Annotated in this window: 17 protein-coding genes; 8 read left to right on the forward strand and 9 right to left on the reverse strand. The window is 64.6% G+C overall.

Annotated features, from left to right (window positions below):
- Positions 1-23 precede the first annotated feature (23 nt).
- A complete protein-coding gene (locus ASD22_RS08690; protein ID WP_056081865.1) occupies positions 24-971 on the reverse strand; it encodes a cupin-like domain-containing protein in 948 nt (315 codons plus the stop codon).
- Between the two features lie 263 nt (positions 972-1,234).
- Here ASD22_RS08690 and ASD22_RS08695 point away from each other — a divergent pair, with 263 nt between their 5' ends.
- The 7 genes from ASD22_RS08695 (at position 1,235) to ASD22_RS08725 (ending at position 8,833) form a co-directional block, all read left to right on the forward strand.
- Positions 1,235-1,873 carry a J domain-containing protein gene (locus ASD22_RS08695; RefSeq protein WP_156458979.1) on the forward strand — a complete coding sequence of 213 codons (639 nt, stop codon included), beginning with the start codon at positions 1,235-1,237 and terminating at the stop codon, positions 1,871-1,873.
- Between the two features lie 125 nt (positions 1,874-1,998).
- On the forward strand, positions 1,999-3,981 hold the full coding sequence (asnB, locus tag ASD22_RS08700) for an asparagine synthase (glutamine-hydrolyzing) (RefSeq protein WP_056081870.1): 1,983 nt from the start codon (positions 1,999-2,001) through the stop codon (positions 3,979-3,981).
- Positions 3,982-4,002: 21 nt separating this feature from the next.
- Positions 4,003-4,269, forward strand: a complete 267-nt coding sequence (locus ASD22_RS08705; protein WP_056081873.1) for an acyl carrier protein — start codon at positions 4,003-4,005, stop codon at positions 4,267-4,269.
- On the forward strand, positions 4,269-5,831 hold the full coding sequence (locus tag ASD22_RS08710; RefSeq protein WP_056081876.1) for an AMP-binding protein: 1,563 nt from the start codon (positions 4,269-4,271) through the stop codon (positions 5,829-5,831). Before ASD22_RS08705 ends, ASD22_RS08710 begins: the two co-directional genes overlap by 1 nt.
- 10 nt (positions 5,832-5,841) lie before the next feature.
- A complete protein-coding gene (gene prmC / locus ASD22_RS08715; RefSeq protein ID WP_056081879.1) occupies positions 5,842-6,732 on the forward strand; it encodes a peptide chain release factor N(5)-glutamine methyltransferase in 891 nt (296 codons plus the stop codon).
- A 50-nt stretch (positions 6,733-6,782) separates the two neighbouring features.
- The gene (gene nadE, locus ASD22_RS08720) at positions 6,783-7,769 is read left to right on the forward strand and encodes an NAD(+) synthase (protein WP_056084026.1); all 987 of its coding nucleotides are present in this window, start codon (positions 6,783-6,785) and stop codon (positions 7,767-7,769) included.
- Positions 7,766-8,833, forward strand: a complete 1,068-nt coding sequence (locus ASD22_RS08725; protein ID WP_056081882.1) for a hypothetical protein — start codon at positions 7,766-7,768, stop codon at positions 8,831-8,833. Before nadE ends, ASD22_RS08725 begins: the two co-directional genes overlap by 4 nt.
- Positions 8,834-8,908: 75 nt before the next feature.
- Here ASD22_RS08725 and ASD22_RS08730 read toward each other — a convergent pair whose 3' ends face one another.
- The 7 genes from ASD22_RS08730 to tviB all read right to left on the reverse strand — a co-directional run bounded on the left by ASD22_RS08730 (position 8,909) and on the right by tviB (position 18,116).
- Complete coding sequence (locus ASD22_RS08730; protein ID WP_156458980.1) at positions 8,909-9,460, reverse strand: GNAT family N-acetyltransferase; 552 nt, start codon at positions 9,458-9,460, stop codon at positions 8,909-8,911.
- 2 nt (positions 9,461-9,462) lie between these two features.
- On the reverse strand, positions 9,463-10,188 hold the full coding sequence (locus ASD22_RS08735; protein WP_056081887.1) for a hypothetical protein: 726 nt from the start codon (positions 10,186-10,188) through the stop codon (positions 9,463-9,465).
- An 87-nt stretch (positions 10,189-10,275) separates the two neighbouring features.
- A complete protein-coding gene (locus tag ASD22_RS08740) occupies positions 10,276-13,365 on the reverse strand; it encodes a hypothetical protein (RefSeq protein ID WP_235577598.1) in 3,090 nt (1,029 codons plus the stop codon).
- Between the two features lie 31 nt (positions 13,366-13,396).
- Positions 13,397-14,767: a TIGR03013 family XrtA/PEP-CTERM system glycosyltransferase gene (locus ASD22_RS08750; RefSeq protein ID WP_235577599.1), complete on the reverse strand. Its 1,371-nt coding sequence runs from the start codon at positions 14,765-14,767 to the stop codon at positions 13,397-13,399.
- A gap of 205 nt (positions 14,768-14,972) precedes the next feature.
- Positions 14,973-15,755, reverse strand: a complete 783-nt coding sequence (locus tag ASD22_RS08755) for a 4'-phosphopantetheinyl transferase superfamily protein (RefSeq protein WP_162245069.1) — start codon at positions 15,753-15,755, stop codon at positions 14,973-14,975.
- 25 nt (positions 15,756-15,780) lie between these two features.
- Complete coding sequence (locus tag ASD22_RS08760; protein ID WP_056081898.1) at positions 15,781-16,839, reverse strand: SDR family oxidoreductase; 1,059 nt, start codon at positions 16,837-16,839, stop codon at positions 15,781-15,783.
- On the reverse strand, positions 16,839-18,116 hold the full coding sequence (gene tviB, locus ASD22_RS08765) for a Vi polysaccharide biosynthesis UDP-N-acetylglucosamine C-6 dehydrogenase TviB (protein ID WP_056081902.1): 1,278 nt from the start codon (positions 18,114-18,116) through the stop codon (positions 16,839-16,841). The genes ASD22_RS08760 and tviB overlap by 1 nt, the downstream gene beginning before the upstream one ends.
- A gap of 380 nt (positions 18,117-18,496) precedes the next feature.
- Here tviB and ASD22_RS08770 point away from each other — a divergent pair, with 380 nt between their 5' ends.
- Complete coding sequence (locus tag ASD22_RS08770; protein WP_056081905.1) at positions 18,497-19,273, forward strand: ferredoxin--NADP reductase; 777 nt, start codon at positions 18,497-18,499, stop codon at positions 19,271-19,273.
- A 37-nt stretch (positions 19,274-19,310) separates the two neighbouring features.
- Here the strand turns inward: ASD22_RS08770 and ASD22_RS08775 are convergent, their stop codons facing one another.
- Positions 19,311-19,964, reverse strand: a complete 654-nt coding sequence (locus tag ASD22_RS08775) for an RIO1 family regulatory kinase/ATPase (RefSeq protein ID WP_343123426.1) — start codon at positions 19,962-19,964, stop codon at positions 19,311-19,313.
- Positions 19,965-20,036 lie beyond the last annotated feature (72 nt).

The raw sequence follows: 20,036 nt of genomic DNA on the forward strand, positions 1-20,036 counted from the left end.
GCTCGTGTCGGCAATATCCATGATCAATGCACACCCCAGTCGCCGCGGCGACCGGCCTCCGACCGCCTGGCGTCCCACCGCTCGGAAAAATCCAGCCATGGGCCCAGCATGTGCAGATAGACGGCCAGCACGACAGCCCGACCGTTACGCTGCGCCCGGCGTTCGGCAGCGCACACCTCATCCACGAACTCGGCCCAGTTGTCCGACCCCAATTGATCGAAAGCGACGGTGATGCCCACGTTCAGGCAGCGCGCCGTGTGCCACGTACCGCAAGGTAGAAACAGCGCCTCGCCCGCATGCACCACCACCTTGTGGCAGCGCGCCTGGCGAAACAGCGGAAAGCGCTCGTCATCGGGGCTTTCCGAATGCTCCACGCGCGACAGCCACGGTTTCAGCGGATCTACATAAAGCAGCGGCTCCTGCCCGCGCTCGTACAGGGTGAACTCCTTGTCACCGTACATCTGCGCGATCCACGCATGCATACGAAGATAGTCATAGTGCAAATAGGGGAACTGGCCGCCGGGCCCGCCGAAGAAGATCTCCAGGTGGTTGACCCACTCGAACAGCGCCTTGGGAATCAGCGAACTGGCGTGGCGGCTTGGCAGGCTCTGGGCAAAGCGCGGGCTGATGTCCGGCAGCAGGCTGGCGCAATCGGAAAAGGTGCACGGGTAAGGCCCCGGATGCTGCTCGTCGGACGCCTCCTGCTGCTCGATGACCTCGGCCAGCCGGTAATCGTGGCCACGTATCCGGATCAGCCGGTCGCCGTGCTCGCGCTTGAAAAAATCGGGCGTGTAGCGACCAAGGGCCGGCCATTGGCGCAGCGCATCAGTGAGGATCACGGGGCGTCTTGGCTTGCGGTAGCGACGGACGAACTCCTCCTGACTCAGGCCGCTGACACGCTCGATCGGTTCAGCCGCGTCGACATCGACGCAAGGCGGGGCCGCGACGGCGCCGGAATCATCGAATGTCATGTTGCCCCCTTGTCCGCCCGGGACGTCTCATGCGGCGCGGCTCGCCCGCCGCTGCCACCGACCGTGTCGCCGCCCTGAACCGGCGGCGTCTGCCACCCGTATTTGTGTGATCCATATCACATATCGGGAAAGCTATCTTATACTTGTCGTTGATCAAGGGCGATGCCCGGACGCCGTTCCGGCCAGCCTTTGGTGGCGCCGCGCCACAACATCGAAGTCGCGTGACAGGGGCTCGCACGCGGCGCCGCACAGGGGGATGCACCGTGGCTCGCGACACCGATTTTCTTGAGCTGTACCGGGACCTCGGGTTGAACCCCGACTGCGGACTGATCGAGTTCAAGCAGGCCTATCGCCGTCGCCTGGCCGTCCTGCACCCGGATCGACAAACCGCGGCCACGCGTACGCCGCCGGCCGAACTGCAACGGCTGACGGCGATGTACGGCGCCGCCATGGAATTCCAGCGCCGCCACGGTCGCCTCCCGGGCGCGCCGCAAGCGCGTCCGGCCCGCAGCGTGAAGCCCGGCCGGTCGTCACGCCCGGCCATCACCGCGGCGCCCAACGGCCGCTCGCGACGCATGCTGGTGTTGCTGGGGGTTTCGGTCGCGGTGTGGCTGCTGTGGAACAACGAGCCAGCGCAACAACCGCACATGACCTGGTCCCTGGCCGCGCCGTCGCAGCCGACGTCACCGGCGAAAACCACGGCCAAGGTTTCTCCGCTGGCGCCGGGGCTGGGCGAGGACGCCGTGCGCGCAGCGGAAGGCGAGCCGCTGATCATGAGCGACGGCCGCTGGGAATACGGCCCCTCGTGGGTCCGCTTCGAGGATCACAAGGTGGTGGACTGGTACAGCTCGCCACTGCGCCCGCTGAAATCCGCGCCACCATCGTCGATCTCGCAACCATGAACTGCCCCGGCACGACATCACGCCTTCACTCCCACGCCGACAACCGTGGCGATGAAGCCCTCCCCGCCCCCTCCCGCCACGCCTTCATTCGGGCCTGATCACCAAGACACCGGAGTCCGCGTCACATGTGTGGAATCGCAGGTTTTTCAGGCGCTCCCGCAGCGCCCGAAACAGCTCGGGCCACGCTGGAGCGGATGATCCATACGCTGCATCACCGCGGCCCGGACGGCTACGGCTTCCATGTGGGCGACGGCGTGGGGCTGGCGCATGCGCGGCTATCGATCATTGATCTTGCCACCGGCCAGCAGCCGATCCACAACGAGCGGCGCACCGTGTGGACGGTGTTCAACGGCGAGATCTTCAACTACGTCGAACTGCGGCAGCAGTTGGAATGCCAAGGCCATCGTTTCTATACGCAATCCGACACCGAAGTGATCGTGCACCTGTACGAGCAGCACGGCGATGACTTCGTCAGCCATCTCAACGGCCAGTTCGCGATTGCGCTGTGGGACGCCGAGCGGCGCCGGCTGCTGCTGGCCCGCGACCGCACCGGTATCCGTCCGCTGTTCCATACCCGCGCCCACGGCCGGCTCTGGTTCGGTTCGGAAATCAAGGCCTTGCTGACCGTGTTGCCGCAACGGGCCACGCTCGATCCGACAGGCCTGGCGCAGACGCTGAACTACTGGGGCCCGGTCGACCCCGCCACGGTCTTCGAGGGCATTCACAGCCTGCCACCCGGCCACGTACTGACCGTGGACGACGGCGGCCGCGAAACGCTGCGCCGTTACTGGGACTGGCGTTTCCCCGCCGCCGCGGATCAGACCATGGCGAGCGCCCGGCGCATGTTCGGCTCGGAGGAGCAGGCCGCCGCCGAGCTGCGCGAGCTGCTGATCGACGCCGTACGCCTGCGCCTGCGCGCCGACGTGCCGGTCGGCGCCTACCTCAGCGGTGGGCTGGACTCGTCCGGCATCGTGGCGCTGATCCGTCGTTTCACCGACACGCCGGTGCGCACGTTCTCGGTCGCGTTTGCCGACAGCGAGTTCGACGAAAGTGCGGAACAGGCCGCCATGGTGCGTCACCTGGCCACCGAACACACCACCATGCACTGCTCGCGGCGCGATATCGGCATGGCCTTTCCGCAGCTGATCCGCCACACCGAAACGCCCATCCTGCGCACGGCGGCGGCGCCATTGATGCTGCTCTCCGCGCGCGTTCGCGCCGAAGGCTACAAAGTGGTGCTGACCGGCGAAGGTGCCGACGAGGTATTCGGCGGTTACGACATTTTCAAGGAGGCCAAGGTGCGCCGCTTCTGGGCACGGCAACCGAAGTCACGCTTCCGCCCACGACTGCTTGGACGCCTTTACGGCTATCTCGAAAACTCGCCGGTCGGCAACGCCGCGTTCGCCCAGGCCTTCTTCGGCAAGGGCATGGAACATATCGACCGGCCCATCTTCGCGCATGCGCCACGCTGGGCCACCTCGCAGCATGCGCTGCGGTTCCTGTCGGCGGACATGCGCGCCAGCATCGGCGACTGGCAGCCGCTCGACGGATACGAGCAACGGCTGCCGGCGTCCATCATGTCCTGGCACCCGTTGGCGCGCGACCAGTACGTGGAGGCCAAGTCGCTGCTGGCGGCATACCTGCTGCCGGCGCAGGGCGACCGGGTGGCGATGGCCAACTCGATCGAGGGGCGCTTTCCCTACCTCGATCACCGGTTGATCGAATTCGCCAACCGCCTGCCACCGAGCTGGAAGATCCGCGGCCTCACCGAGAAGTACCTGCTGCGCCGTGCGCTCGACGGCCTGCTGCCACCGGACATTCTTCACCGCACCAAACAGCCGTATCGCGCACCCGACCAGTCGAGTTTCTTCTTCGACGGCAAGCCGCTGGATTACGTGGCCGACCTGATGAGCAGCGAACGCATCCGCGCCGCCGGCTACTTCGACGCCGACGCCACCGGCCGTTTGTTCGACAAGTGCCGCCGCGGACGCGCAATCGGGTTCGCCGACAACCAGGCGTTCGTCGGCATCCTCTCGACCATGCTGCTCGATGAAACCTTCCTGCGTCGTTCCTCCCGCGATCCGCATCGCGACCTTTGCAGCGCCTGAATCTCCAACCCAAGGAAAACCATGTCGAACGAAGCCAAAGAAATCGAAGCCAAGGTCCGCGGCTACATCCTGGAAAACCTGCTTTTCAGCAACGACCCGGCCGAACTGCCCAACGGCGCCTCGCTGCTGGACCGCGGCATCATCGACTCCACCGGCGTGCTCGAGATCGTGCTGTTCCTCGAAGGCGAGTTCGATATCCAGATCAAGGCCAGCGAGATGCTGCCGGAGAATTTCGACACGGTGAACAACATGGTCGCCTTCGTGCAACGGCTGCGGGTTGCCGCGTAATGACGATGCCGCCCCAACGCCTGCTGCAGGATGCCCTGCTCGCCCGCGCCACGGATCCCGCGTTCGCGGACAAACCGGTGGTGGTGATCGAAGGGCAGCCTTACCGCTATGCCGAGCTGCTGGATCGCGCGCAGCGCCTGGCCGGCGTGTTGGTGATGCGCGGCGTGACGCGCGGCGATCGCGTGGCGATCTACATGGACAACAGCTGGCCGTGCGTGGTGTCCATCTTCGCCGTACTGCTGGCCGGCGGCGTGTTCCTGCTGATCAACCCGCAAACCAAATCCGAAAAGCTCGGGTTCATTCTTGATGACAGCGGCGCCCGCCTGCTGCTGACCGACGGACACCTGGCGCAGGAGTTCGTGCCGTTGTTCGGCCATGGCTTGTCCCCCGCCCAGCTGATCAGCTCGGGCAAGCTGCCCGATGGCCACGACGTCGCCGCATTCGACGCAGTGATCCACGCCGCCGTACCGCTGGCCGTGCCGCCCGCCACGATTCCGCTGGACCTCGCCGCCTTGATCTACACCTCCGGCAGCACCGGCACGCCCAAGGGTGTGATGCAGACGCACCAGTCGATGGTGTTCGCCCGCGACAGCCTGATCGAATACCTGCGCCTGGTCGCACACGACAACATCCTGTGCGCCCTGCCGCTGGCGTTCGACTACGGCCTGTACCAATTGCTGATGACGGTGCAACTGGGCGCCACGCTGGTGCTGGAACGCTCGTTCACCTACCCCGCGCAGGTCTTTGCGCGGATGGCTGAATTCGGCGTCACCGTATTTCCCGGCGTCCCCACCATCTTCGCGATGTTGCTGTCGGCACACCGGCGCGAACCGCTGCGTTTCCCCGGCGTCACCCGGGTCACCAATACCGCCGCCGCACTGGCCGACGACGCTGCCACCCGTCTGCGCGAGATTTTCCCCCACGCGCTGATCTACAAGATGTACGGGCTCACCGAATGCAAGCGGGTGAGCTATCTCGCGCCGGAACTGGCGGAGAGCAAGCCCGGCTCGGTGGGCAAGGCCATTCCCGGCACTGAGGTGTACCTGCTTTCCGCCGACGGCCAGCGCACCGCTCCGGGCGAAACCGGCACGCTGTACGTGCGCGGGCCGCACGTGATGCGCGGCTACTGGAATCGCCCGGAGTTGTCGGCGCGCATGCTCAAGCCCGGCCCGCTGCCCGGCGAAATGGTGCTGTGCACGCAGGATCAGTTCCGCATGGACGCCGAGGGCTTCCTGTATTTCGTGGGCCGCAGCGACGACATCATCAAGACCCGCGGCGAGAAGGTGAGCCCGGTCGAGGTGGAAAACGCCATGCACGCGATCGACGGCATTCGCGAGGTGGCTGTCGTCGGTATCGATGACGAACTGCTGGGCCAGGCCATCCGCGCCTACGTGGTGCTGGAGCCGGGCGTCGCCCTCAGCGCTGGCCAGATCCGTGCGCAGTGCATCAAGCGACTGGAAAACTTCATGGTTCCGCAGCAGATCGTGCTGTGTGCGGACCTGCCCCGTACCGCCACCGGCAAGGTCAGCAAGAAAGCCCTGCTGGAGCAGACCGATGCCTGAGGGAACGCCTTTGAACACTACCTATCTTGCACTGCGCGAACGCCTCGCCAACGACCTCGACGTGCTGCCGGACAAACCCGAGGAGACGCCGGACAGCACGCTGCGCGCACTGTGGTTCGCCGCCGCCGGCAGCCCGCGTTCGGCCACCGCCGCCGCCCTTGGCGAGCTGCCCGCATTGGCGCACGACCATGCGCATGCGCTGGAGCATTTCGTCACGCGCCGGCTCGCTGGCGAACCGCTGGCCCACATCACCGGCCGCCAGCGTTTCATGGGGCTGGAAATGCTCAGCGCACCGCAAGCGCTGATCCCGCGCGCGGAAACCGAGCAGCTGGCCGGCGCCAGCATCGACCTGCTGCAGTCCTCGACCGTGCCCCGTCCCGCGCGAGTCATCGACGTCTGCACCGGCAGCGGCAACCTGGCGTTCGCCATGGCCCATCACGTGACCGACGCGGAAGTGTTCGGCAGCGACCTCAGCGTGGAGGCGATCGACTTTGCGCAGCGCAACGGCCGCCACCTGGGGCTGTCGTCACGCGTGCAGTTCCGCACCGGCGATCTGCTGGCTCCGTTCGAGACAGCAGACTTCATCGATCACACCGACATGATCGTCTGCGCGCCGCCGTACATCCGCAGCACCAAGGTCGAGCAGATGGCCACCGAGATCGCCGACCACGAACCGCGCCTGGCCTTCGACGGCGGCCCGTTCGGCGTCACCATCCTGATGCGGCTGATCGAGGATGCGCCACGCTTTCTGCGCCCTGGCGGCTGGCTGACGCTGGAGGTCGGCCTGGGCCAGGGGCCGGCGCTGACCAGACGGCTGCAACGTGACGGGAACTGGCAGGATGTCCGTGCGCTGGCCGATGCCAACGGCGACACGCGCGTACTGCTGGCCTGCCGAAGCTGAGAACCGGGCGGCAATGCCCGGCAAGCACCACTGTGGTCAAGGGGGAATCCGTGGACGAATTGAACTGGGATGTGCTCGATCTCGACTACGCGCAGGAAGCCGAACGCATCGCCGCCCGCCTGCGTGAAATCACCGCGCGCACGCTGCACAAGCGCGGCCTGGTGGTGGCAATTTCCGGCGGCGTGGACAGCTCGGTCTGCGCCGCACTCGCGGTCAAGGCACTCGGTGCCGAACGCGTCTACACGCTCATACTGCCCGAGCGCGATTCGGCCGATGCCAGCGCCGACAACGCACACATCCTTGCCGACCACCTCGGCGTGCGCGCGGAAACCTTCGACATCGCGCCCGCGCTGGCCGCCATCGGCTGCTACCGCGCGCGCGACGAAGCGGTGCGCCGCGTGCTGCCCGGGTACGCCGACGACTGGCGCATGAAGATCGCCATCGCCGGGGGACTGGATGGCCGCATCAACCATTTCAACCTGATTGCGCAGGCACCCGACGGCACGCTGCACGAGAAGCCGCTGGGCCTGTCCGAATACCTGCAGATCGTGGCCGCCACCAGCTTCAAGCAGCGCCTGCGCAAGACACTGGAGTATTACCACGCAGACCGCCTGAACTATGCCGTTGTCGGCACCCCCAACCGGCTGGAATACGACCAGGGCTTTTTCGTGAAGAACGGTGACGGCTCCGCCGACATCAAGCCGATCGCGCACCTCTACAAAACCCAGGTCTACGGCATGGCCCGCCACCTGGGCCTACCCGAATGCGTCGCCACCGCCGCGCCCACCACCGATACCTACAGCCTTGCGCAAGGCCAGGACGAGTTCTATTTCGCCCTGCCATGGCAATCGATGGACCTGGCGTTGTGGGCACTGGAGCAACAGCTGCCGTCCGCCAAGCTGGCGCAAGCGCTGGATATTTCTCCGGCGGCCGCCGAGGCGGTGTACGCCGACATTCAAAACAAGCGGCGCAGCACGCGTTACCTGCATCAAGCGCCCATCCTGCTGGACGAAGGAATGGGAGCCACGACACCGTGACTGACGACACGCCCCGGGGCCCTCGCGATTACGTCGTCCACGCGGGCGACGTCACGCGCGAACGCGATGCCGTTATCGAGGCGTGGCGCGGCAACCTGGGCACACCCGACCGTCACGCCCCCAAATTCGACTGGTTTTATCTCCACTGTCCCTATGGCGAGCCGTTGGTGAAGCTGCTTCGCCACCAACCATCTTCGTGTTGGGTGGGTGCCTGTGCCGCCGGCCCGCGCCGCATGGAGTGGCGGGGGCGCGAGCTTCGCGCTGGCGTATTGGTGGACATGGCCGTCGATGCGCAACACCGGACGCTGGGGCCCGCGATGATGTTGCAGGCTGACCTCATCGAGACGGCGGCAGGGAGGTTCGAATTGCTCTATGGCTTCCCCAATCGCAAGTCGTTGCCGGTCGTCAAACGGCTGGGTTACGACGTGCTGGGTTACATCCCCCGCTTTTCCCGTGTATTGCGGCACGCCCGGTACCTCGAACGGCATCTACCGCGTTGGGCGGCACGATCGGTGGGATGGTTGGTCGATATCTTCCGCGATACATGGAGCGCAGCAAGCGGAGCGCGTGGTGCGCACCCCTCGGCCGTCTGGTCCGACCAGGTCAACCCGCGGATGGACGCGCTCTGGCAGCACTCCAGCCACGGCGACGGGCCGATCACCGTGCGCGACACCACCTTCTTGCGTTGGCGTTTTGACCAATCACCCGCGGCGGCAACGCGCTATCTGCTGCTTGGCGATCAACCCGATGGCCCCCTGCTGGCCTGGTTCGCCTGTCAGGTCGACGGCGACACGCTGAGGGTGCGCGATTTCTGGTCGATGGATGCCAGCGTGGGTGTTGGACGCCGGTGGATCGAGGCATTGATCCGGTGCGCACGACGCGATGGGCATTCCGCCGTTGCACTCGAATACGCGGCCTCTGCACGAAAACTCGCCCACTGGCTCGATGCCGGCTTCAGCGAGCGCGAAAGGCGACCGATCATTGGAAAGTGGTTGCAGGACGTACCCACCGACATGTCCGGCACCATCGAATGGCATCTGACGGCAGCGGACGAGGACGAATGACTGCACGCGCTGGCGGGTGTCGGGAGCTTGCTGTGCGGATTTCCGACTAGCGTGTCGAAGCTGCCGACCCGCCGCTCATTCGGGAAGCCGCGGTGTGCAACCCATCGCCGGGCCGAAATCGCAGTTGGCGATCATCTTCTGGCACGCCAGGTTGTCGGCCGAGGTGTCGATGTAGAACGTCGACAACCCACGCCCGATCAACTCGTTGATGGCGCGCTGGGTGGCGTACTTGGCCAGGCCCTGCCCTCGCGTACCCGTGGCCGACCAGATCGGCCCTATCACCACGTCGCCCGGGCCAACCTTGTAATGGTTGCAGAACGACACGCTCACCCAACCGCGGTGCAGGATCACCCCGTTACGAAGCAGGCAATAGAACATGCGCCCGCCCATGTTGATGCGAACCAGCGACTTTGCCCATTCCGAGGTGGTCACCACGCGTCGCAACGGCAGCGCCAGCGGTAGCAATTGCGGCAGGCTGGAGACAAACCGGAACTCGACATCGTCCCTGTCAGGAACATTGAACAGTGCCGTTCGATGCATCCGGTAAATCAACTGATACGGCAGATCCGCGGGAATCCGCAATTCAACCAGGTGATCAGCCATGCTGGCGGCAACAGGGTTGGACAAGATCAATCTCCCAGAATCCAGCGAGCCCGATGGGGCATGAAACCGAACTTGCGCTTGAAGCGCTGCATCGTTTCGGTGGCGCCGAAATACGTACCGTACGAATAATATTTGACGTCGGGGTGATGCTTGATCACCCACTCGGCCATATCGATGATCATCATCGGCACGATGCCATCGGCCTGATGATCGGCGTGACCATAGATGGTCTCGATCGAACACAGTTCGCCAGCGATCAGGCAGCTGGCAAACGCATAAAGATGCCCATCGCGAAGGATGCCGAAGTAAGGGTAATCATGCAGCGCGGACGTGGATGGCGGGTCTTTGGAAGCCACCGTCTCACGAGTGAACAACGCCGCCGGCATGGGTCGGCCCTGCCGCACCCGGGTCGAGCGCAGGATGGCCGTGATGTCGTCAAGATGGTTGTTGTAGTCGATGCGATCGAAGCTGTAACCCAGCCGCAAGGACTTCTTGTAGTTGCGCCGCGCCGCGCTCTCGATCGACTTGAAATAATCATTGAAGTCATGCGTGAGGTGGCAGGCGGTAACGCCATATTGGTAATTGCGCACCAGCGGAAACTTGGGATGGCGGCGCATCGCGTCACGATAGAACTGGCGCACGATCCGTTCGAAAAAGGGATCGTTTCCGGCCGTTTCCGCATAACGAAGGTTGACCTCCAGCGGTGGCAATGCACGCAATTCGGAGATCAATTTCGTAACGCGGTTGAACACAGTCCGATTCCCATGGTGGTTTTAGGTACGTTCGCCTGGCTCGGCGGCCTGACGCACAAGGTGGTGACCCCCTGCTAGGCACACGGTTCAAGGCCTGTAGCCTCGTGGATAGCCTTTCACCGGGAGTGAACTCACCGGCAGTCCGGTATCGCCGCCTTCGGTAACGGTGCCGCTGGCATCCACATAAAAGTTGAGCACGCCCTGCGCGCTGCTTACGTAGGTGCCGCCCGGGCTGATGCTCACAGTCTGCCCGGTGCCACTCGTGACGGTAATGTTGTATCCGGTGGCCTTGGCCAGCTCGGTGACGACATGGTGTGCCGGCCCGGGCACGGTATATGCCACCGTGCCGCTGATCGCGGTACCCGCTGCCCCGGTACTGTTGATCACCACACTGTCGCCGTCGCCGCCGTCAATCCACGCGCCAACGACGCCGCCCTGGGTGATCGTGACCGGGCTGATCGCCGCCACATCCGCCGCCTGGCTCGAAAGATCGAAAACCGTCATCCAGCGCTGGCTGACATCGGTGGTGGACGGGCGCACCTGCACCTGCCAGACCTTGGTGGTACTGCTGCTCGGATACAGCGGCACCGTGGTGATGGTTGTGTTTGCGGGCAGCAACGTGGTCATTGCACCGGCATACTGTCCGTTGTAACTCACGTCGAGTCGCTTCTGGCCCGCGGCGGCCACGCCCGCGACGGGATTGGCGGGGAAATGCCAGGCCATGTACTGGTCGTACGAGGCGCTACCCGACGTGGTGCGGTCATAGACCACGAAGCGGTTCGGCCGCAGATAGACGATCTGCCGCGACCATGCCGCCACACCCGGGCCGGCGGAAAATTTGCGGTACATGTCCTCGAGATTGGTCGACTGCACGTAGACGTAGTCGCCGCCGTCCTCGAACGCCGACACCTTCGTGCGGACGTTGTTGTCTTCGGTCGTGTAGGCGGCCTGGCCAAAGCGATCGACTACCGTGCTGCCGCTCATGTTGCGCACGTAAAACACGTTGTACATCTGCCGATTGCCCAGGTACAGCGTGTTGTTGAACGAGCCGAACAGATCGCTGTACAACAGGTTTTCGTCGGCCGAACCATTCGGTTCGTGGGCCATCCAGCCAAAGGTGTTGACCAGCAACGGCACATTGCCGCGCACCAGGGCGAGGCTGCCCTGATCGAAGCCTTCCTCGCCCTGGGCCGGATTGTTGACGTAAGCGGCGGCCCTGAACGACATCCAGCTGGCGCCTGTCGTCCAGTTCGAGCGCGCGGCAACTGCACCCAACCCCTTCGCGAGATAGGAACGCGGCATGGTGCCTACCTCGACCGTCGGCGCCGAAGGATAGGACTGCAGGAACAGCAACCATGGCGCTGCCGGGTTGTAGCCGGAGGTCGCCGCACTGACCTCGTTGAGATACTGATGAAACACACCGACGCGTGGCGAGCCCCAATAGTTCAGCGCACCAAACAGCTGTTCGTACATGCCCACCTGGGTCGTCCCCACCGGCGGGTTCGCCGTGCCGCTGGCGTGGTTGGTGTCGCGATCGTCGAAATAGGCACGGGAAGGCCAGGTGAAATGCATCGCGTAATCGGCGCTTTCCAGCGGGAAGCTGTACGGTGCCGCGGCGTGCACCAGATCCACGCCCGTCGCCGTTTTCACCTCACGCGCCGGCAGGCTCATGTTGAGGATGGCCAGCGGCGCATAGTTGCCGTAGCCCTCGGGCCAGCCGCCACCGCTCAGGTGCAGCGCAAAATACGGCTGGACCCGATTGCTGAACTGGTTGCCGTACCAATCGTCCCATTGCGCGGCGGCGCTGGGGTTTTCGCCATAGGTTGCCAGCGCGATTGCAGCCTTCGCATGGAAGTAACCGGCAAAGTAATTGCTGTGCGGATGCACGTATTCGAAATTCGCACAGGCCGACGGATTGGGATCTTCCCATGCGGTCAACCACGCGTTCGCGGCGGTATAGATCTGCGTGCGCTGGGAGGGGCTCAGCAACTCATACACCCAGTCGTAGCCAAGCCCGTAACCGACACCGAAGAAGCGGATACCGTAACCATTATCCGTGCACGGATTCTGTCCCTGGCTACCGCTGCCGGTATACGGCGCCGACATCTTCATCAGGATATCCACTGCCTTGGCACCGTAAGGCGCCGCCGCGGTGGGGTTGCTCGATTTCAGGACCTGGTAGCACATGCCCTCGGACAGCAGGGCTGGAAGATACGACTCTCCCTGATAACCCGAACCCAGGTTGGGGAGGTTCGGATAGCCGCTCTCGCTTGGATAATTGACCGTACCGCCGATGAAGGAATCGCACGTGCTTTTCAGCAGTTGCCATTCCGCCGTATTCGCGGCGGCGTGCGCGCGCATGTCACTCAGCGTTGCACTGTCCAGGATCAGGCGCGGGTGGGCTGCCGTGATCGCGGGCGCGACAGCGGCAGCCCGAACCGGAAGGGCGACCATCGCGCTCGCATCCAGCACCCGGCTCGGACGCGAGCCGACGCTGGCGATCGGGCCGGATTTCATCGGGCTTGCCCCGATCGGACTCGCGCCGACCGAACCGGTTTCGGTGGACGCAGGCGTTGCGTCCACGGGGGCCGAAGCTGACAGGAACACGCCAAAGCCGGTTGCCTGGGCTCGGTAGCTGTCTGCGCGTGGCAGCAACGGCGCATCGGATTTTTCTTGCGAAACCGATGTGTCGGCGTTGGACGATGACGCCACCTCGGTGATGACCGACGGGGACGGCAACGCAGCAACGGAAGATGACGGAGACGGTGCCGACGAGGCCGACGCCAACCCGGCAGACGCGGAAGAAACGGGCGTGCTCAGCGAAGAGACCGTCGAGCCTGCCTGTGCCGCAGCCTCCGATCCTTGGGATGGTGTTGGCGAAGGCGACGACGATGGCGCTGGCTCGACGACCTGTGCCATCGCGAACGCACCCAGCAGACAGGCGATGCCGACCGCGGCCAGACGCTTGTGCAAGCTGTAGCGGGCACGTTTCCCTGGCACGCGAACGATGGCGTGATCGACCGTTGAACGATGATCACGATTCAAATGTGGGTCATGGATGGGCACGTGGAGCTCTCCTGCATTGCCGCGCCGGCTATCGCCGATCGACCAGTCTTCCATCAGGGACGCGAGCTTGGCGCCCGCCTGAACCAAAGTTTGCAGCCAACGCTTTTTCACCGGCCCGGCCCCCACACTTCACGCCGAAGGCCTATCGGGCACCGCGACTGAACAACACGACCTCGATCGTCTGAATGAGTATCAGCAGATCGAACAACAGGTTGTGGTTTTTTACGTAGTACAAGTCGTATTTCAATTTTTCGGCGGCATCTTCATCCGATGCGCCATACGGATAACGCAGTTGCGCCCAACCGGCCAAACCCGGTTTCAGGCAGTGGCGCAGGTTGTAATAGCGGATCTTGGTGGCCAGGTCGGCCACGAATTGCGGGCGTTCGGGGCGCGGACCGATAAAGCTCATTTCGCCCTTGAGCACGTTCCACAATTGCGGCAGCTCGTCCAGCCGCACCTTGCGGATAAAACGGCCAACCCGGGTGACCCGGTCGTCGTTCTTGCTGGCCCAGCGCGCCACGCCATCGATTTCCGCATCGGTGCGCATGCTGCGGAACTTGGCCAGACGAAAGCTCTTGCCGCGCACGCCAACGCGCTCCTGGAGGTAGAAAATGGGTTGTCCGGCACCGGACTCGATGCGGATCGCCAGCGCCACCAGCAACATGATGGGCCAGGTCAGCAAGAGCACGAGTGTGGCGATACCCAGATCGAAACAGCGCTTGCTGAGCTGCCGCAGCGGCGTGGCGTTGAAGCCGCCGGAAAAAACCAGCCACGACGGGTCGGTGAGCGAGAGTTGCACGCGGCCGGATTCGCGCTCGAAAAAGGTGGTGAGATCGGTAACCGCCACGCCATGCTGGCGGCATTCCAGCAACTCCTCCATTGGCAGGCCGCCGCGGCGGTCATCGACGCCCACCACGACTTCGTCGACCTGTTCGCGCTCCACCAGTTCAAACAGCGTGTCCGCCGTCAGCACCTGTTCGACAGGCGCCACCAGTTGTTCGCCCGGGCGCGGCACGAAACCGACCACGGTAAACCCGCGCCGGTCGGAACGCCGACGCATGCGGCTATGGATTTGCGAGGCACGCACGCCGGCGCCGAGAATCAGTACGCGCCGCTTGAACGATTCCACTTCCACCAGGCGCAGGAACAACGCGCGCAAGGCGGTTACCGCGATGAAACCAATCACCAACGCGATACCCAGCACCCCGCGTCCCACGTACGCTTGCGGTACCACGTAATACGCCACGACCAGACCCAAACCGCCCAGCACGAATCCCACGCCCTGACGCGCAAGCAGGCCGAACCAGGTCGCCCGCATATGGGTTTGATATTGACCCAGCGCAGCCAGGCCAAGAAGCAGCATCACCGCGAACACCAGCGAACGCTCCGGCATGTGGCGGGAGAATTCCTCCAGTTGATCCGGATACCGGAAATAACGCAGATACGTGGCCACGTTCAAGGACGCCGCCAACAGCAATGCCTCGCCCAGGCCCAGCAAAAGGAGCCAGCGCATAGCTTGCTTATGCAAAAAACGAAACATCCCTATCCCCTGCCCGATTCAGCGGTGGCATTACGCGAGCCAACAGGCGAGAGTATCGCCCGTTTCAGCCGAGTTTCCACGCGCCGGTAAGTCTATGCCTTTCGATTATGTCGTGCGGATCCGGCGGGAAAAATCGCCACCGCACGGCCTGTCCAGCTGCGGACGCTGACCAGGATTTTCATTCGCCGGCGCTACCGTCCCCGGCCATGGGCCGGTCAAGTATATGCAAATACCGCTTGCCCGACCCGACCGGCAGAGCCAGCGCCCCCACCACCGCCGTGGGTAGCTGCAATTCGTGCACGCTGCATGGCGGGCACGCGAGCCCCGGTGGTGGAGCCACGCGAGCCTCAGGCAAGGCTTCGAATGTCGCCGGCGGCGGCCCGCTCAAGCCGGTGCCGAAAGCCTTCAGCAAGGCCTCCTTGCGTGTCCACAAGCGGAGCATGGCGTGCTCGCGCGCCACGAGCGGGAGAGCATGCATATCGATTGCCTCACGCGGCGTGCAGACAGTGGACACGAGATCGGTCAAGGCACGCAACGGCGGCGAACGCTCGATGTCCACGCCCACCACGGCGGTGCGGCCCACGGCCACCGCTACCCAGCTTCCGCTGTGGCTGAGGCTGGTTGCCCAGGGCGTGCCGGGCAATTGCGGCTGACCGGTGGGGGTGCTGGTGATCCGGACCGCCGCCGCTTCACACCCGAGGCACCAACCCAGCACCGAACGCCACATGGCGTGCGCCAGGACATAGGCCACACGGTCATGCGCGAACCGGAAGCGCGCCGCGCGTCGGCGCTCGCCAGAATCCAGCAGGTGCTCCGCGGCAACGGCCTGGTCGAGCCACGCCACAGAGTCGAATACCAGTACCGCCACATCGTCCGCGGTGGGCGGGCTGAAACCCGCCTGTAAAAAGGCGCGCGCCGCGAGCCGTGGAAACACCTCGTACACCCGATCCGCCGCGTTCATGATGACGGCGGCCCCGCCGGCAGACTCAGGCCTGGACACCTTCCCTGCGCGTAATGAAATCCACATACCATGGCATCGCCTCGCCTAACCCCAACTGCAGCGTGTGCGTAGGCGCGTAGCCCAGGCGCGCGTGCGCACGACCGATATCGGCCAGCGAATGGCGCACGTCGCCCGCACGGAAATCACGATAGACGGGCTGCTTGTCGTAGCTGACGCCCTGATCCGCCAGCTGCGTTGCCAGGCTTTCGAAAAGCTCGTTGAGGGTGGCGCGCTGGCCCACGGCAACGTTGAACACCGGCTCGCAATCGGGGTCGACCACCAGCGCCGCCAGCAGGTTGGCCTGCACCGCGTTGGCGACGTAGCAGAAGTCGCGACTGGTTTCGCCATCGCCGTTGATGAACACGTCGTCGCCGCGGATCATCGCCGCCAGCCACTGCGGGATCACCGCCGCGTACGCGCCATCGGGGTCCTGGCGGCGACCGAACACGTTGAAGTAGCGCAGCCCCACGGCCTTGAAGTCGTAGCAGCGGGCGAAGACTTCGGCGTAGAGCTCGTTGAACAGTTTGGTGGCGGCATACGGCGACAGCGGACGGCCGATGCGGTCTTCCACCTTGGGCATCGTCGGCTCGTCACCATAAGTGGAGCTGGACGCCGCGTAGGTGAAACTGGCCACGCCCGCGTCGCGCGCGGCCACCAGCATGTTGAGGAAACCGGTGACATTGGCCGAGTGGGTGTCCACCGGATCTTCGATCGAGCGCGGCACCGAACCCAACGCCGCCTGATGCAACACATGGCGCACGCCGGCGCAGGCGGCCTGGCAATCCTCGGGGCGGCGGATGTCGCCCTTGATGAAGCGGAACCGCGACCACGCCTCGGCGCCGACCAGCTGCTGCACCTCATCCAGATTGCGTTGATGGCCGGTGGCAAAGTTGTCCAGCCCGACCACGCGCTGGCCCAGCCGCAACAGCGTCTCGACCAGGTTGGAACCGATGAACCCGGCGGCACCGGTAACCAGCCACGGAGCGGTCTCGGCGCGCACCCGTGCCTGCAGTGTTGCCGGCAGCCCGGCTTCGATCGTGGTCATCACAGTCTCCCATCCACGGCTTCGCGTGGCAGTACGTATTTGACGTCGTAAAGCACCATGTCGGGCTTGCCGAATGCACGGATGCCTGTCTCACCCAGCGCCACAAACTGCTTGTGGCCCACCGCCACGACAACGGCATCGTAGGTGCCTTGCTGTGGCTCGGACACTGGCCGAATGCCGTATTCATGCTGCGCCTCGTCGGCGCTGACCCAGGGGTCGTACACATCCACGTTGGCGTTGTAGCCGCGCAACGCGTGCACGATGTCGACCACGCGGGTGTTGCGTAGGTCCGGGCAGTTTTCCTTGAACGCCAGCCCCAGCAGCAGGACGCGCGCACCGACCGGGTTGATCCCCTTGCACACCATCAGTCGCATCACTTCGTTGGCGATGTACGGGCCCATGCTGTCATTGGTGCGGCGGCCGGCCAGGATCACGTCGGGGTGATGGCCCACTTCCTGCGCCTTGTGGGTGAGGTAGTACGGGTCCACGCTGATGCAGTGCCCGCCGACCAGGCCCGGCCGGAACGGCAGGAAATTCCACTTGGTACCGGCCGCCTGCAGTACCTCCAACGTGTCGATGCCCAGCTTGTTGAACAGGATCGCCAGATCGTTCACCAGTGCGATGTTGAGATCGCGCTGGGTGTTTTCGATCACCTTGGCCGCCTCGGCCACCTTGATGCAGCTGGCCTTGTGCGTGCCGGCGGTGATGATCGAGCCATACAGGCGGTCGACGAAGTCGGCCACTTCCGGCGTCGAGCCGGACGTCACCTTGAGGATGCTGGTCACCCGGTGCAGCTTGTCGCCGGGATTGATCCGCTCCGGGCTGTAGCCGGCGAAGAAATCCTGGTTGAAGACCAGGCCGGAGCCCTTGGCCAGGATCGGCACGCACACTTCCTCGGTGCAGCCCGGATACACGGTGGATTCGTACACCACGACATCGCCACGCTTCAGTACCTTGCCCAGCGTTTCGCTGGCCTTGATCAGCGGCGTGAGGTCGGGCCGTTTGGCCGAGTCGATCGGCGTGGGCACGGTGACGATATAGACGTTGCAGTCGCGCAGATCGTCCAGCTGCGAGCTGAAGCGCAAATGCGTCGCTGCAGCCAGCTCCTCGGCATCGACCTCCAGCGTGGCATCACGGCCGGCGCGCAGCGCATCCACCCGCGCCGCATTGATATCGAAACCCATCGTCTTGTAGTGCTTGCCAAACTCGACGGCCAACGGCAAACCAACGTAACCGAGCCCGACAATGGCGATCCTGGCTTCTTCAAGATTCCGCATGCATAACTTCCCGTTCTGATGTCCATCGGAAAAGACGCCACGCCCACCAGCAACACCGCGAGCATTGCGGGTCAACGCAACATGATAGCGCGCTGTCTACTGAGTCTCACTTTCGAACTTTCCCTGTTCACCTGCCCTGAATGCGCCGTCGGCGATCGCGACATTTCCTGGCGACCACGGCCAATTCGCCGCACCCCGGCGGCGTGATGAAATCGTGGTGGCGGCCCCCGGCGTGGCATAATGCGCCGTCACGGTTGCGCGGCTGCGCAACACTCGTCAGGCACCGCGGCCATGCCCGCCCTCCCCACGCGAGTTTGTCATCCGGCCCGGGCCGGACGCCACCGTATGGCACTCCTGTTCATCGACCGACGGTAAAGATCATGGTGGCAATGGCGACCGAGCACGTGATTGACGTGCACCACTGGAACGACACGCTTTTCAGCTTTCGCACCACGCGCGACCCGGGCTTCCGCTTCGACAGCGGCCATTTCGTGATGATGGGGCTGGAGGTGGATGGCCGTCCGCTGCTGCGCGCGTATTCGATCGCCAGCGCCAGCTACGAAGAGCACCTGGAGTTCTTCAGCATCAAGGTGCCGAATGGGCCGCTCACCTCGCGCCTGCAGCACCTGCAGCCGGGCGACCCGGTGATCGTCAGCCGCAAACCCACCGGTACGCTGGTGCTCAACGATCTCAAGCCGGGCAAGCATCTTTATCTGCTGGGCACGGGCACCGGCCTGGCGCCCTTCCTCAGCCTGGTCCGCGACCCCGAAACCTACGAGCGCTTCGACCGGATCGTGCTGGCGCACGGCGTGCGCACGGTGAGCGACCTCGCCTATGCCGACTACCTCGAGCGCGAACTGCCGCAGCACGAATATCTGGGCGAACTCATCCGCGAGAAGCTGATTTATTACCCCACAGTGACCCGCGAAGCTTTCACCAACCGCGGCCGAATTACCGATGCGATCGCCGACGGTGTGATGAGCCGCGTCACCGGCCTGCCCCCGCTCAACCCGGAGACCGACCGCGTGATGCTCTGCGGCAGCCCGGCGATGCTGGAGGATCTGGCCACCCTGCTGGATGGTCGCGGCTTCCAGCCCTCGCCGCGCACGCGGGAGCCGGGTGATTACGTGATCGAGCGCGCGTTCGTCGAGAAATAAGCCGCCTGTCGGCAAGCGGGAGACGCATGCAAACGGGTCAGTCGCGCACGCGACCTTTCCCTTCGTTGTCCCAGTAGCCGAAAAGACGGCGCGCAATCAGCTTGTACAGGCGCTTTCCCGTGGCGCGCCATAGCCGCGAGTGCGGCGCGGGGGTGTTCAGGATCGCGCGCTGGCGAGTGCTCAACGCCTGCGGGCAATACGTGCGCTTGTGCTTGAGCAGGTGGCGCAGGTCTTCCCGCGCCAGCACACGATAAAGCGCGCCGCGGCGACCGCGCGTCCAGGCAATCTGGAAATCCACCAGCGCGGGGCTGCCGTCCTCGCGCACCAGCCAGTTGGGCTCCTTTGCCAGATCGTTGTGCACCACGCCACGACGGTGCAATTGCGACAGCAACGACAACGCCTGGCGGTAATAGTCGCGGTCGGTCGGCCGTGCCTGCTGCATCGGCGCGCCGGGAATGTAGCTGCGCAACAACACCGCACCGTCCCAGCCGAGCAATCGCGGTACACCGGCCACGTCGGCAAGCCGCACCAGCGCCCGTGCCTCCCGCGCTGCCGCGCGACGCGCCAGCGGTCGCGCCCACCAGCGGGCGGCCCGAATGTCGCGCCGTATCACCGGCACACCCTCGTGCACCGCCATCTCGATACGACCCAGTTCATCGGCTTTGAGTACAGTGGCCTCGGGAATGTTCAAGCTGACCTCGTCGACACGCGCATCAGCCCATGATGGCGCATCGTTGATGAAGGTTGCGGACTATCGCGCCGC

Origin of the sequence: Rhodanobacter sp. Root480 (genome assembly GCF_001426645.1) — a bacterium.
Lineage (GTDB): Bacteria > Pseudomonadota > Gammaproteobacteria > Xanthomonadales > Rhodanobacteraceae > Rhodanobacter > Rhodanobacter ginsenosidimutans.